Raw genomic sequence first — 12983 nt, 5'->3', positions numbered from 1 at the left:
GGCTGGAAGCTGAAATAGCCGCCCTTGTGGGTACCGACCTGCCCCGCCGTGTGCTTCGCGATGTCATGCGGGATCGGCTTGGTGGGACCGGCCGCCTCGGCGAGCAATTGCGTGCGCGCGGCGTTGTCCATCGCGATGTACCACCACGCGGTCGCCTCGATGGTCGGGCCGACCGTCAGCAGGCCGTGGTTCTGCAGGATGGCAGCCTTCCTGGTGCCGAGCGCAGCCGCGATCTTCTTGCCCTCCTCGGCGTCGAGCACGACGCCGGTGAACGGATCGAACAGCACGTGATCGTCATAGAAGGCGCAGGAATCCTGCGTCAGCGGATCCAGCAGCTTGCCGAGCGCGGAGAACGCCTTGCCATAGGTCGAATGCGTATGCGCGGCGGCGATGACCTGCGGATGCGCAGCGTGGATCGCGGAGTGGATGACGAAGCCGGCCTGGTTGATCGGCTTATTGCCGATCAGGATGTTGCCGTCGTGATCGACGAGCTGCAGGTCGGAGACCTTGATCTGGCTGAAATGCGCCGACAGCGGATTGATCCAGAACCGGTCCGGGAATTCCGGATCGCGCACCGTGACGTGGCCGGCCAGCCCCTGATCGAAGCCGTAGCGCGCAAACAGGCGGAAGGTCGCCGCAAGGCGCTGCTTGCGATGCAGCCGCTCCTCCTCGAAGGTGGCTGCAGGCGCGCGCTCGACCAGCGCAAACTTTCTGGGTCGTTCGACGATCTCGTTCATGGTCGTATCCTCTTGCTCGGCTGCGTCGATTGAAACCGTGTCTGCGTCAGCTCAGCGCTGCCTCAAGCGGCGATTGAGCCGGCGCGCGAGATGATCGCCGATGGTCTGCACCGTCTGCACCAGCGCGATCAGCACGACCACCACGGCCAGCATCATCTCCGGCATGAAGCGCTGGTAACCATAGCGGATGCCGAGATCGCCGAGGCCGCCGCCGCCGACGGCGCCGACCATCGCGGAGTAGCCGAGCAGGCTGACCACCGCGAGCGTCAAAGCCAGCACCAGGCCCGGCAGCGCCTCCGGAATCAGTACCTTGAACACGATCTGCAGCGGCGTCGCGCCGAACGACGACGCCGTCTCGATCAGGCCGGCGTCGACCTCGCGGATCGCCGCCTCGACCAGCCGGGCAATGAACGGCGTCGCCGCGACTGTCAGCGGCACGATCGCAGCTCGCGACCCGATCGAGGTGCCGGCCACGAGACGTGTGAACGGGATGATGGCGACGACGAGGATGATGAAGGGCGTCGAGCGCGTCGCATTGACGACGACGCCGAGCGCCGCGTTGACGGCAGGCGCCGCGAACAGCTCACCCTTGCGGCTGGTCGCGAGAAAAATGCCGAGCGGCAGACCGAGGGCGGTCGCGACCAGCGCTGCGGTCGACACCATGAACAGGCTCTCGCCGGTGGCCTGGACGATCAGGTTGATGAGCTCAGGCGACATAGCCGAGACGCTCCGCTGCGAACCGATGCTGAGTGAGATAAGCCAATGTCTGCCGCGCCGCGGCCTCGCCGCCGGGAATGCCGAGGATCAGCGAGCCGACATGCTGGCCGCCGATTTCATCGATGCGCGCCGATAGCAGCGCGACATCGATCGACAGCTCGCGGGCGAGCCGCGCGACCAGCGTGTCGCCGGCATCCGTGCCGCGGACCTGCACGCGAATGACAGACTGTCCGATCGCGGTCGGCGCCTGCACCAGCCGGCTCGCCAGCGACACCGGCACGGCGTCGCCGAGCGCTTCGGCCAGGAAGGTCTGGGTGGTCGGGTGCCTCGGATGAGTGAAGATGTCGGCGACATGGCCGCGCTCGACCACGCGCCCATCATCGATCACGACGACCTCTTTGGCGAGCTGGCGGACCACCGACATTTCGTGGGTGATGAGGATGATGGTGACACCGAGCTCGCGATTGATATTGGCGAGCAGGTCGAGGATGGCGCGCGTGGTCTGCGGATCGAGCGCCGAGGTCGCCTCGTCCGACAGCAGCACGTCGGGCCGTGTCGCCAGCGCGCGCGCAATGCCGATGCGCTGCTTCTGCCCGCCGGACAGCTCCGACGGATAGCGGTCGTGCTTGTCCGCGATGTCGACCAGATCGAGCAGTTCGGCGACACGGGTCCGAATGTCGGCCTTCGACCAGCCAGCGATCTCGAGCGGCAGCGCGATGTTGTCGGCGGCGGTGCGCGACGACAGCAGGTTGAAGTGCTGGAAGATCATGCCGATCGAGCGCTGCGCCAGCCGAAGCTGCTGTCCGCTCAGTGCCGAGATTTCGCGCCCGTCGACGATGACGCGGCCCGTGCTCGGCTTCTCCAGTCCGTTGATCAGCCGTACCAGGCTCGACTTGCCGGCACCGGAGCGCCCGATCACGCCGGTGATCGAGCCACGCGCGATGGCGAAATCGATCTCTTTGAGCGCCGCGACGGCCGGCTTGTCGCGATAGGCGGGATAGGTCTTGGAGAGGGACTCGAAGCGGACCATCGGCGCGGCGACGGCTGCCTCGGTCACGACCGCTTCCACCGGCCGGATCGGCTCGGCGACAGCGAGGGACGAGTGGGCATTCATGAGAGGACCTTGATTTGACGTGCTGCGGCGCACGCATTCACCTCACCATCGCCTGCGATCAGTCCCGACGCAATTTCAGAGATGCCCTCTCTCATGGATAAAGCTTCTCGGAGGATGGCGCGCGTTGAAACATCTTGCTCCCCTGCGCTTGTTCAATCGTAGTGGAACACCAGCGTCCGCAGCTCGATGCTCTCGCGCGGCGGTGCGTCGGCGGGCGTGGTCGGATCGACAAAGGCGGTATGCGGCCCGAAGCGCGTGCGGCCGTCGGTCGCCGAATCGTAGCACTTCAGCAGCAGCGCCTCGTCCACTGTCATCTCCGGAAAATAGAACCAGCGATGCGCCGGATTGTACGTGACCGAATAGGTCTCGCCGTTGCGGTTCGGATAGATCAGATCGGAGGCGACGAGATCCTCCGGCGCGACGGTGGTGCCATCGCACATCGCGAGCGGGCTGTCGCGCAGCGGACCGATGATCGGCCGCCAGAGATTGATGACCTGTACCCGGCCACGCAGCAGCGCGTCAGCCTCGTCACCGAGGTGCTCGCGCACCCGATTGGCACCCGATGTCACGGTCTGGTCGACATGGACGCGCGTCGCCGGCTGCCGCGGCCCGCCATCGCGGACATCGGCCGCACCCGCCACGCGCTTGCGCACGGTATGATCGAAGATGACGACACGATCGGCCCGCAAGGTCGCGCGAATGAAGGCCTCCGCTGCCGGGTAATAGACAGAGCGGATTTCCTTTTCGTTGGTGAAGTCGCGCACAAAAGTGGGGTGTCGCACCAGCGCAAAGCCCTCGCGATCGAGCGAGAACGACGTTGCGATCGGGCGGCCGTTGAACACCGGAACCCGGTGCGGCTCCGGTAGCGCCGTCGATTTCGGCTCGCCCGGCGGCGGATCGAACGCGTAGGTCCGCGGCTTGGACGCAATCGGCGCCAGATAGTTCAGCTCGGCGAGCACGAAGGGCAGCGCTTCGATCTTTCTCTCGACCAGGCTCATGGGATGTCTCCGGGCAATTTCATGCGATTGCATGGAGCTTGGGCGGTGCCGGCGGACAGAACAAGCCGATGCCGGAAATAGCAACGCTCCTGCTTCCGGGGCGGCTCACCGTAGAAAGAGCTTGCAGGCCCATTGAAGCTCGCAGGCGTCGTTTTCTTCTGCGCGCTGCCTCCCACGCGCGGGCATGGCTGGCATGACATGGCTGCATCCGAGACTCTGTTGTCCGTCGCGTCCCATTGGCTGCGAGTGCCCATCACTGCAGCAGCAAAATTGTTGCAAGATCACCGCGAAATTCGCCTGTCCCATTTCATTGACGACATTCACCGTCCTCCTACACTTAATTGATAGTGAAACGCGCTCCCGCCCAACAGCACCATCGAACGCCGCCAGATGTCAGCCGTAGCTCCGCAGGTCTTCGCCATCGACCTAGGCTCGCGCCCGGCCTTCGTGTTTGCCGCCAGGGATCACGTGGCGGCCCAGAGCCTGGTACGATCACCGGCCTTGCTGCTGGCGATCGACTCCTTCTGCCGGCTCAGGCGTCCCGCGCAGGCGGAACGGCTGTCGCTCCGCGAAGCGACACATGGCGAGGCATCGATCTATGTCGACCGCGCCGGCGAGTTGGCCGACGACGCGATCTGTTGCCTTCTGCTGGTTCACCTCGGCGCGGGCTGACGCTGCGGGGAGCTCGCGCTCGAAGTCCCTGTCGAAGCTCTTGATTGATTTTCCTTGATGTCGATGGGAAGAGTTAGACGGAGCCGCGCCGCAAGCGCACGCCGCCGCTGGTGACGACCGCACGGGCGGCGCGTTCGGCATCGCGCGCCGATGTGAAGGACTGCCCTTCCAGGCTGTCGAAGGCGCGCTCGGACGAGAAGAAGCTGAAGCCGCGCTCGTCGGCCGTGACGATGCCGGCGGTGCGGTTGAAGACTTCGATGACAAAGGCTGTCGGCATGACTGATCGTTCGCCGCCTTGCGCAGCGGCGCTCCTATTCGGATCTGCAAATCGATGGATGAGGTGAATTCGGCTGCAGCGATCAGCAACAGGCCCCGGTCGCGGCCGAGAAGCAGCGTCCGGCGAGGCGCTTGCGCACCATGCGACGGACTGCGGTTCTGGTTCTCATCTGGCGATCCGTGGTTGAGCGATGACGACGGTGAATATCGGCGCACGGCTTTCTCCGGTCAATGAAATGGAACTTCAAAGATCGCGAGCCGGCGCATCGTTTGTTTCAGAACCGGACGCGTCGAAGCATATTGCAGCTGATCGCGGCCCCAGTTCAGACTACGACGAAGTCGCATGCAATCGAAGGCAGCCCGACGGTTTTTGTGCATCTATGCACGGCGGGCGCGGGACATCATGGGACGCGATCTCTCCACGTTTCAAACAGCAGGCACGACTTCGCGATCTCGCGGCGATCTGCGCCCGAGGTATTTCCGAGTTGAACCTCTCCTTGTGAAGAAGAGGCGCAGGGAAGACCGGGTATCGGCTGACACCCGCGGTCCGCGTGCAGCAGAAAAGCACGCGGCAGAACCACAGGTTCAGCCCAATATCCGGCCTTCCCTGCGCGACGGTTTTGCGACTTATAGGTGCTCTCCCCGGGGACCGGCTGTCTTGCCCCCGTCACCGGCGGATCATCATGACCACCGGCTTGGTCTCAGCGTCGGGAGACCAGGACCACACCATTTCGCCGTCGCCTCGCTCCGTTCGTCGGCACGGGCGTTTGACACCCGGCTGCAGAGCAACGCGCCCGTCGCCTCCCCTGCTCGACGCTTCATGACGATCGCGAAACGCCCCTCTTCAGCGAGCCGGGATGCGCTGATTTGTGGAGGTGATTTGCCCGACGTGACAAGGGAGACGCGCGCGACAAACTGGCACGACGGGCAGTTGTTGCATGTGGGGCATGCGAGGATTGCCCGTCGGGTGGATGATTAGTCAGTCGATCAGCAACACCACCGAACGTCGGCGCAGCGCTCCTTGGCGTTCCCCTCCGCTACTCGGGGCCACGTGCCGCGTAGATTTCGGTGCTGGCCCCTCATGGTGAGGAGCGCCAAGCTCCGTAGCCTGCCCCGTAACGACGGCCCATGGTGGCGCGTCTCGAACCATGCGGCCCCAGCCGGGGCCTCGCCCTTCGAGACGCCCGCCTTCAGCGGGCTCCTCAGGGTGAGGGTTGAAAGTAGTCCGGGCGGTCAGGAACACACCAAATGCGTCCGCCATCTCGCGCGAACGACGCAGCAATGGTCTCGCGCGAGTCCTGACCTGCCGGTGTCCGGACGTGCGGGTCGAGGAGCAAGTTAATTGCACTGTTATCGCAACTACCTCATCCCGCCACGCTCACGGCAACGCCGCGAACGGATCACGCACAGCGACACCCAGTGGCTCGAAATGGCGGAGATTGCGGGACAGGATGATTAGTTGATGCCGGCGCGCGGTCGCGGCGATGATGATGTCGGCAAACCCCGGCGCATGGCCGAGCCCTCTTGCCCGATCCGTCAGGGCGCCGGCGATCCTGGCGGCCTCGATGTCGAAGGGGAGAATGCGGTCGGAGTAGAGATGCACGACCGTCTCCAGCCACGCCGCGATGTCAGCACTCTTGCGCGTGGCGCCGTCCCGCCGAAGCTTCGCGATCCCGTCCTCGATCTCCGCGACCGTCACGACCGAGATGAACAGCGACGCCGATTGCGCGTCCATCCACTCGACCAGCGCGGCAGACACCGGACGTCCTGGCGCCGCCGCCGAGATGACGTTGGTGTCGACGAGATACACGAGGTCAGAGATCGGCGGTTCGTGCCGGAGACGAATCGCGCTCGGGCACATCATCCGCCGTCAGCGGCGCGGCCATCAACAGCTGGCCAAAGCTCGGCACGTGGGACAGCCGCTCCCATTCCTCGTAGCTCAAGACGACCGCCTCGCGCTTGCCGTGGCGCGTAATGACCGACGGCTTGCCCTCCACCGCCTGATCGACCACTGCGGAGAGGTTGGCCTTGGCATCACGAAGCTGAATTTCGCGCATGGTTGTCCCGACCCCAATTGTGACCACAGTAGTCATATAACTTGAAAGACCCGCCTCGGCAAGCCATTGGAGCGCGCCTGCGCGAGGGTCGCGACCAACCTACTCGATCGGTAAAACTCGTGAGAGCCAGAGAGTTTTGTGCACTGTCACCGTAATTCGAGACATATTCCATGGCCGCCTGGGCAGCACCGCGCCTCCAGCCACGCGCCGCTAAAGCTCTACTACGCTTTAAGCCCAGTGCCTCGTGTCGCGATCTATGGCTCGGCCGGACGACCATATTCATTCTCTTTTCGCTCCATAAACTTCGGGGTCACAGCGATCTTCGGATGCATAGCCTCCTTGTGCTCTCTCATCGAAGAACAAAGCTTGTCGTATAGACCGCCCAGTCGTTCGACATTCAGCATATCCTGCGCGATGTTTCTGAATACGCGGACAAACGGCCTATGTCGATAATGCCTAAAAAGTTGATTGAGCTTCGTCCCGAAGCTAATACTGGGCCCGGTCAATCCAAGCGAGATCGACACCTGCGGACCTCCGTCAGTTACGACGCCATACTTATTCATCAGCAAGGTGCAGGACTGCTCTAAGAATCGCAAGATGGTATTTACCTCCTTGTATCGATCTGCGGAGGACAGATGCGCCAGATTGTGAAGTATTTCGCGGCACTCGCGAAACTCGGCCTTAGTTCTCGCATGCAGAGCCATATCGATGCACTGCCTCGGATTATCAGCAGACGAAATAAAATATGCCGTGAAGAACGGCAGTTTCATCGCGAACTTTCCTCTACCGCTTGCATCGACAATTTTCACAAGAGTCTCTTGTGTTCGGGACTTTAATCCATCGAGCAGGCCATTGACCTGCGAACGGGATTCCAATCTACAGCAGCTCTCACAAAATGCGTCTCGCATTGGCGCAAGGAAGGCATCCGCATTCTCAATGCTGGCCGCAGCATTGTAGAAATGAGCTCTTTCCGCCGTCCAGCCGTATCCAAAAATGGCCCTATTCAGAAGGCTTCCGCTTGCCGTTCCGGCGAAGTTTGCGTTCCCAGATGAGAAGGCTTTCACCAAGCTCTTCACGTCTGCCACTTCTGGGCGCCCCTCGACGTACACGCTTGGTGAAAAGGTTTCTCCGGCCAAAGCCGCGCCATGATCAGTACTTTCGGCTCTGAAAACGCTGTCGATTGCCGCTTCATATCGAGTGTCCTTGGTGTCAGCGACTAACAAGGAGAGCGTCAGGTATTCACTAGAGACAAACACGTCCCATCGCAGCTGAGGATCAATTCGGAGCGACTCAAAAAAGCTAACAACGTCTCCGGCGGGCTTTGAGCCGTCAAACGAGAACACCATACCTTTCGCGAATTCAGCTGCATCCCGCGACAAAGCGGCATAGGTCTCCTTCTCTAGAACACGAAAATCGATGAAATCGAACTTTTTCAATCTTTCAGATCGAAATTTATCTTTGTAGTCATCAATAGAAACAATCGCATCACTGAACAGTATCGCCGTGATCAGCTTTTCAAAGCAAAGGATGTCGTTCTCTCGATTGTTTAAGTTTAGAATTTGACTTTCGCCAATCAGTCGCTCAACACCACTCAAGGTAGCGTTATCAACCAGAACACGGCGATTTGTCGTCATGCTTTATATCCCGAGGTCATGCCACTGTACTTCACGGGTACTTAAGCGGTCCGCTTCCGATGCAAGTGAGCGGAAGAAGTCAGCTATTCTGATGACTGCCCTACTCCCACTCAATCGTCCCCGGCGGCTTGCTCGTCACGTCATACACCACCCGATTCACGCCCTTCACCTCGTTGATGATGCGCGTGGCCGTGTTCCCTAAGAACTTCATATCGAACGGATAGAAATCCGCCGTCATGCCGTCCGTCGAGGTCACGGCGCGCAGGCCGACGACGTAGTCGTAGGTGCGGCCGTCGCCCATGACGCCGACGGTCTTGACGGGGAGCAGCACGGCGAAGGCCTGCCAGATGGTGTCGTAGAGGCCGGCTTTGCGGATCTCGTCGATGTAGATGGCGTCGGCCTTGCGCAGGATGTCGAGCTTGTCGACCGTGATCTCGCCGGGGCAGCGGATGGCGAGGCCGGGGCCCGGGAACGGGTGGCGGCCGACGAAGACGTCCGGCAGGCCGAGCTCGCGGCCGAGCACGCGGACCTCGTCCTTGAACAGCTCGCGCAGCGGCTCGACCAGCTTCATGTTCATGCGCGCCGGCAGGCCGCCGACATTGTGGTGCGACTTGATCGTCACCGAGGGGCCGCCGGTGAAGGAGACGCTCTCGATCACGTCGGGATAGAGCGTGCCCTGCGCCAGGAAATCGGCGCCGCCGATCTTCTTGGCCTCGGCCTCGAACACGTCAATGAACAGCTTTCCGATGGTCTTGCGCTTCTGCTCGGGGTCCGTGACTCCGGCGAGCTCGCCGAGGAAGAGTTGTGAGGCGTCCACGTGCACCAGCGGGATGTTGTAGTGGTGCCGGAACAGATCGACGACGGTCTCGGCCTCGTTCAGGCGCAGCAGGCCGTGATCGACGAACACGCAGGTGAGCTGGTCGCCGATCGCCTCGTGGATCAGGACCGCGGCGACGGCGGAATCGACGCCGCCGGAGAGGCCGCAGATCACCTTGCCTTTCCCCACCTGGGCGCGGATCTTCTTGATCTCCTCCTCGCGGAAGGCGCGCATGGTCCAGTCGCCGCCGAGGCCGGCGATGTTGCGGACGAAGTTGCGGATCAGCTTGGCGCCGTCGGGCGTGTGCACCACCTCGGGGTGGAACTGCATCGCATAGAACTTGCGCGTGTCGTCCGCGATCACCGAGATCGGCGAGCCCGGCGCCTTGGCCACGCCGCGGAAGCCGTCCGGCAGCTTCGTCACGCGGTCGCCATGGCTCATCCAGACCTCGTGGGTCTCACCCTTCTTCCAGACGCCGTCGAACAGCGCGCAGTCGTCGGTGACCTCGATGGTGGCGCGGCCGAACTCGCGGTGGTGGCCGGCCTCGACGGTGCCGCCGAGCTGCTGGGCCATGGTCTGCTCGCCATAGCAGATGCCGAGCACCGGCACGCCGGCTTCGAGGATGGCAAGCGGCACCGCGGGGGCGTTGTCGTCGAGCACCGAGGCCGGGCCGCCGGAGAGGATCACGCCCTTCGGCTTCATGTCGTGGAAGGCGGCCTCCGCCTTCTGAAACGGCACGATCTCGCAATACACGCCGTCCTCGCGCACCCGGCGCGCGATCAGCTGCGTGACCTGGCTGCCGAAATCGACGATCAGGATCTTGTCGTGGAGCGCGGCCACGGAGGTGTCGGTGGCGGCGGCGGTCGGGGTGTTGTTGGCTGGGGCTGTCATGGCAAGGAATTACGCCGCTGCGGGGGGACTCGCAACCCTTGCCAGCGGGCGATTCACTGCGGCTGTGCGATACAGCGCCCTCTCCCCTTGTGGGAGAGGGCATGTACGGCCCATCCGCGCATGCGGTTGGGTGAGGGGTATCTTTCGGCGAGCGACGCTCGTGGATAGAACCCCTCACCCAACCGAGTTTGCCGAACTGTCGTGCATGCCCTCTCCCACAAGGGGAGAGGGCACAATAACGGGCACTGTCGAGAGAATCGGCCAGGGCCGTAGGGTGGGCAAAGGCGCGGGGCACGATGGCCGTTTGGGGCACTTTGGCGCGCGCCGTGCCCACCGGCGGGCGGCGTTCGCTGGGGTGAGATGGTGGGCACGGCGCCATGCGCAGTGTCGTGCGCGGAGAGGGCACGGCTGCGCCTTTGCCCACCCTACGGCAGCGGGGGTGTGGCTAGGCCTTTTTCAGCACCGACACGAAAAACCCATCCGTGCCGGTGCGGCGTGGGGTCATCAGCCAGCCCTCGGGCTGGCGCAGCGCGGCCTCGGCGAAGGCTTCGGCTTTGTCCCAGAGGACGGTGGCGGTCTGGTCGGGGGGCTGGATGGTGAATTCCGGATGGCGCGCCGCGAACGCCCGGACCTGGTCGCCGTTTTCCGGCTGGAGCACCGAGCAGGTGATGTAGCCGATGCGGCCGCCGGGTTTAACCAAGCCTGCGGCGCGCTCCAGCACCTCGGCCTGGTCCTTGAGGCGGATCTCGAGGGCGCCGGGGCGCATGCGCCATTTGGCGTCGGGGTTGCGGCGCCAGGTGCCGGTGCCCGTGCAGGGGGCGTCGATGACGACGAGATCGGCTGTTGACTTGATGTCGGCGAGCGGGTCGGCGTCGCCTTTGGGGGTGCGGATCTCGGCGTTGTGGACGCCGGCGCGCGACAGACGCTCGTGGATCGGGGCGAGCTGGCGCTTGTCGGCGTCGGTGGCGATCAGGCGGCCCTTGCCCTGCATCATCGCGGCGAGCGCCAAGGTCTTGCCGCCGGCGCCGGCGCAGAGGTCGATGACCTGCTCGCCGGGCTTGGCGGCGGTGAACAAGGCCGCGAGCTGCGAGCCCTCGTCCTGGACCTCGACGGCGCCCTTGATGAAATCCTCCTCGGCATGGACGCCGGGATTGCGCGCGTCGGCCCCGAGCGTGATGCGCAGGCCGAGCGGCGACCACGGCGTCGGCTGGGCGCCGAGGTGCTTCAGCGAGGCCTGCACCTTGTCGCGCTTGGCCTTCAGCGAGTTGACGCGGAGGTCGAGCGGCGCGCGGCTGGCCATCGCCATGGCCTCGGCGACGCGGTCGTCGCCGAACACCGCGGCGAGATACGGGTCGAGCCAGTCGGGATAGTCGCCAGCGACCGGCGGCGGCGCGCCCTCCGTGGTGCGCGAGGCCAGTGCCCTCTCCTCCTGCGCGGTCAGCGGCGATGGCGCGAAGCGGCTGCCGTCGCACATCGCGGCGATGGTCGGCACGTCCAGCCCGCGCTCGAGCTTGAGCATGCCTAGCACCCGCGCCCGCGCGGTATCGTCCTCCATCACGTAAGCGCTGGAGGCGCGGCGGCGGAGCACGTCCCAGACCAGGCCGGCGATGGCGGCGCGGTCGCCGGAGCCGGCGAAGCGGTGGCTGGTGCCCCAGTCCTTCAGCGCCTTGGCCGCCGGCGCCCTCTGGGACTCGATGGACTCGATGATGTCGATGGCAGCGGATAGCCGGGCGGCGGGAGTCATACGGTATCCAATTCTAGATCAGGAGAAGCATCTTCAGGGCGAAATACAGCCACATCGCCAGCAGCACCAGCGCCGAGGCGGTCCAGGCGAGGCCGCGCTTGTCCGCCCCCCTGACAAAGCCGGCATTGACGAAGCGGGCGACGACGAACACCCAGGACAGCAGCACGATCACCAGATCGGCATGGCGCAGCGGCAGCGCCAGCGCGATCAAGGCATAGAACAGGGTCGGCAGGCCGAATTCGTCGGCCGCGTCCGTGGCTTGGCCGCGCTTCTTATTCCAGAACAGCAGCGCAAAGGTCAGTGCGACCTCGACGAAGACGGGCAGCAGCACCATGGTCAGCGACATCGAAAATCCCCCTCGAGGAAAAGCGAAGGCCCGGCGCGGTGCCGGGCCCTCTGGATGAACCGGTTCCCTCAGGACTCCCGATAAGCCCTCGTGGTTCCCGTGATTTTACGGTCGCGCTGAACTTTCACATCAAGTGTGGCTCAGGACTTGAGCTCACGCCTTGGACTTAGGCTTTATCCGGCCCGACCCGCACCAGCTGCTTGCCGAAATTGGCGCCCTTGAGCAGGCCCATGAACGCATCGGGCGCGTTCTCCAGGCCCTCGGTGACGTGCTCCTTGTACTTGACCTTGCCGTCGCGGACCCAGGCCGACATGTCCTTGAGGAAGTCGCCATGGCGGGAGGCGAAGTCGGAGACGATGAAGCCGCGGATCAGCAGCCGCTTGGTCAGCACGTTGCGCATCAGCGCGCCGGCCCATTTCGGCGACGCCGACTGGGTGTCGTTGTAGTGGGCGATGAGGCCGCAGACCGGCATGCGGGCGAAGGCGTTGAACAGCGGGAAGACGGCCTCGAACACCGGGCCGCCGACATTCTCGAAATAGACGTCGATGCCTTTCGGGCACGCCTCTTTCAGCTTGGCGGCGAGATCGGGGTCGCGATGGTCGAGGCAATCGTCGAAGCCGAACTCCTTCTTGACGTAGTCGCATTTGTCCTTGCCGCCGGCGATACCGATGGCGCGGGCGCCCTTGATCTTGGCGATCTGCCCGACCGCCGAGCCGACCGCGCCGGAGGCGGCGGCCACCACGACGGTCTCGCCCGCCTTGGGCTGGCCGATGTCGAGCAGGCCGGTGTAGGCGGTCATGCCGGGCATGCCGAGCACGCCGACGGCGGTCGAGATCGGCGCGAGGCTCGGGTCGACCTTCGACAGGCCCTTGCCGTCGGAGATCGCGTGCGTCTGCCAGCCGGCGCGGGCCAGTACGATGTCACCGGGCTTGAAGCCGGGATTGTGGGAGGCCGCCACCTCGCACACCGTCCCCGCCTCC

General features: G+C 64.1%; 14 protein-coding genes. 2 read left to right on the top strand and 12 right to left on the bottom strand.

Annotated features, from left to right (window positions below):
* From BRAS3809_RS33660 to BRAS3809_RS33645, 4 genes are all read right to left on the bottom strand, one after another.
* Nucleotides 1-737: class II aldolase/adducin family protein (locus BRAS3809_RS33660; protein ID WP_035660349.1), on the bottom strand; the 737-nt coding region annotated here is incomplete at its 3' end.
* Between the two features lie 51 nt (nt 738-788).
* Nucleotides 789-1454 (bottom strand): methionine ABC transporter permease, encoded by a 666-nt coding sequence (locus BRAS3809_RS33655; protein ID WP_008966484.1) that lies wholly within the window; start codon nt 1452-1454, stop codon nt 789-791.
* Nucleotides 1444-2568, bottom strand: coding sequence for a methionine ABC transporter ATP-binding protein (locus tag BRAS3809_RS33650; RefSeq protein ID WP_035660346.1), 1125 nt, complete (start codon nt 2566-2568; stop codon nt 1444-1446). Before BRAS3809_RS33650 ends, BRAS3809_RS33655 begins: the two co-directional genes overlap by 11 nt.
* A 152-nt stretch (nt 2569-2720) precedes the next feature.
* Entirely contained in the window at nt 2721-3566 is an 846-nt protein-coding gene (locus tag BRAS3809_RS33645) for a CmcJ/NvfI family oxidoreductase (RefSeq protein WP_008966482.1), read from the bottom strand.
* Between the two features lie 501 nt (nt 3567-4067).
* Between BRAS3809_RS33645 and BRAS3809_RS37560 the strand changes: the two genes are divergently transcribed.
* On the top strand, nt 4068-4238 hold the full coding sequence (locus tag BRAS3809_RS37560; RefSeq protein WP_240535838.1) for a hypothetical protein: 171 nt from the start codon (nt 4068-4070) through the stop codon (nt 4236-4238).
* A 73-nt stretch (nt 4239-4311) separates the two neighbouring features.
* Here BRAS3809_RS37560 and BRAS3809_RS33635 read toward each other — a convergent pair whose 3' ends face one another.
* A complete protein-coding gene (locus BRAS3809_RS33635) occupies nt 4312-4515 on the bottom strand; it encodes a hypothetical protein (protein WP_008966480.1) in 204 nt (67 codons plus the stop codon).
* Nucleotides 4516-4705: 190 nt separating this feature from the next.
* Here BRAS3809_RS33635 and BRAS3809_RS36390 point away from each other — a divergent pair, with 190 nt between their 5' ends.
* Nucleotides 4706-5017 carry a hypothetical protein gene (locus BRAS3809_RS36390; protein ID WP_139017504.1) on the top strand — a complete coding sequence of 104 codons (312 nt, stop codon included), beginning with the start codon at nt 4706-4708 and terminating at the stop codon, nt 5015-5017.
* An 875-nt stretch (nt 5018-5892) separates the two neighbouring features.
* Here the strand turns inward: BRAS3809_RS36390 and BRAS3809_RS33630 are convergent.
* The 7 genes from BRAS3809_RS33630 to BRAS3809_RS33600 all read right to left on the bottom strand — a co-directional run.
* On the bottom strand, nt 5893-6324 hold the full coding sequence (locus BRAS3809_RS33630) for a type II toxin-antitoxin system VapC family toxin (RefSeq protein WP_008966479.1): 432 nt from the start codon (nt 6322-6324) through the stop codon (nt 5893-5895).
* Nucleotides 6325-6328: 4 nt separating this feature from the next.
* On the bottom strand, nt 6329-6571 hold the full coding sequence (locus tag BRAS3809_RS33625; RefSeq protein WP_008966478.1) for a type II toxin-antitoxin system Phd/YefM family antitoxin: 243 nt from the start codon (nt 6569-6571) through the stop codon (nt 6329-6331).
* 254 nt (nt 6572-6825) lie between these two features.
* The gene (locus BRAS3809_RS33620; protein ID WP_008966477.1) at nt 6826-8205 is read right to left on the bottom strand and encodes a hypothetical protein; all 1380 of its coding nucleotides are present in this window, start codon (nt 8203-8205) and stop codon (nt 6826-6828) included.
* 100 nt (nt 8206-8305) lie between these two features.
* Entirely contained in the window at nt 8306-9913 is a 1608-nt protein-coding gene (gene guaA / locus BRAS3809_RS33615; protein WP_008966476.1) for a glutamine-hydrolyzing GMP synthase, read from the bottom strand.
* A 445-nt stretch (nt 9914-10358) separates the two neighbouring features.
* Nucleotides 10359-11657: an RsmB/NOP family class I SAM-dependent RNA methyltransferase gene (locus tag BRAS3809_RS33610; RefSeq protein ID WP_008966475.1), complete on the bottom strand. Its 1299-nt coding sequence runs from the start codon at nt 11655-11657 to the stop codon at nt 10359-10361.
* A 13-nt stretch (nt 11658-11670) separates the two neighbouring features.
* Nucleotides 11671-12003: an MAPEG family protein gene (locus tag BRAS3809_RS33605; RefSeq protein ID WP_008966474.1), complete on the bottom strand. Its 333-nt coding sequence runs from the start codon at nt 12001-12003 to the stop codon at nt 11671-11673.
* Between the two features lie 166 nt (nt 12004-12169).
* The coding region (locus tag BRAS3809_RS33600) for an NADP-dependent oxidoreductase (protein WP_035660342.1) at nt 12170-12983 on the bottom strand (814 nt) is incomplete at its 5' end.

It is taken from the genome of Bradyrhizobium sp. STM 3809 (genome assembly GCF_000239795.1).
In the GTDB taxonomy this organism is placed as follows: Bacteria; Pseudomonadota; Alphaproteobacteria; order Rhizobiales; family Xanthobacteraceae; genus Bradyrhizobium.
The sequence above is the reverse complement of the archived record's forward strand: the minus strand, read 5'-3'. Positions and strand labels throughout refer to the sequence as shown.

What these genes read in the sequence shown, in the direction of transcription:
- BRAS3809_RS33605 (WP_008966474.1), bottom strand. Translation starts at nt 12,003, where the DNA reads ATGTCGCTGACCATGGTGCTGCTGCCCGTCTTCGTCGAGGTCGCACTG.
- BRAS3809_RS33635 (WP_008966480.1), bottom strand. Translation starts at nt 4,515, where the DNA reads ATGCCGACAGCCTTTGTCATCGAAGTCTTCAACCGCACCGCCGGCATC.
- BRAS3809_RS33645 (WP_008966482.1), bottom strand. Translation starts at nt 3,566, where the DNA reads ATGAGCCTGGTCGAGAGAAAGATCGAAGCGCTGCCCTTCGTGCTCGCC.
- BRAS3809_RS33620 (WP_008966477.1), bottom strand. Translation starts at nt 8,205, where the DNA reads ATGACGACAAATCGCCGTGTTCTGGTTGATAACGCTACCTTGAGTGGT.
- BRAS3809_RS33610 (WP_008966475.1), bottom strand. Translation starts at nt 11,657, where the DNA reads ATGACTCCCGCCGCCCGGCTATCCGCTGCCATCGACATCATCGAGTCC.
- guaA (WP_008966476.1), bottom strand. Translation starts at nt 9,913, where the DNA reads ATGACAGCCCCAGCCAACAACACCCCGACCGCCGCCGCCACCGACACC.
- BRAS3809_RS36390 (WP_139017504.1), top strand. Translation starts at nt 4,706, where the DNA reads ATGACGACGGTGAATATCGGCGCACGGCTTTCTCCGGTCAATGAAATG.
- BRAS3809_RS33625 (WP_008966478.1), bottom strand. Translation starts at nt 6,571, where the DNA reads ATGCGCGAAATTCAGCTTCGTGATGCCAAGGCCAACCTCTCCGCAGTG.
- BRAS3809_RS33655 (WP_008966484.1), bottom strand. Translation starts at nt 1,454, where the DNA reads ATGTCGCCTGAGCTCATCAACCTGATCGTCCAGGCCACCGGCGAGAGC.
- BRAS3809_RS33650 (WP_035660346.1), bottom strand. Translation starts at nt 2,568, where the DNA reads ATGAATGCCCACTCGTCCCTCGCTGTCGCCGAGCCGATCCGGCCGGTG.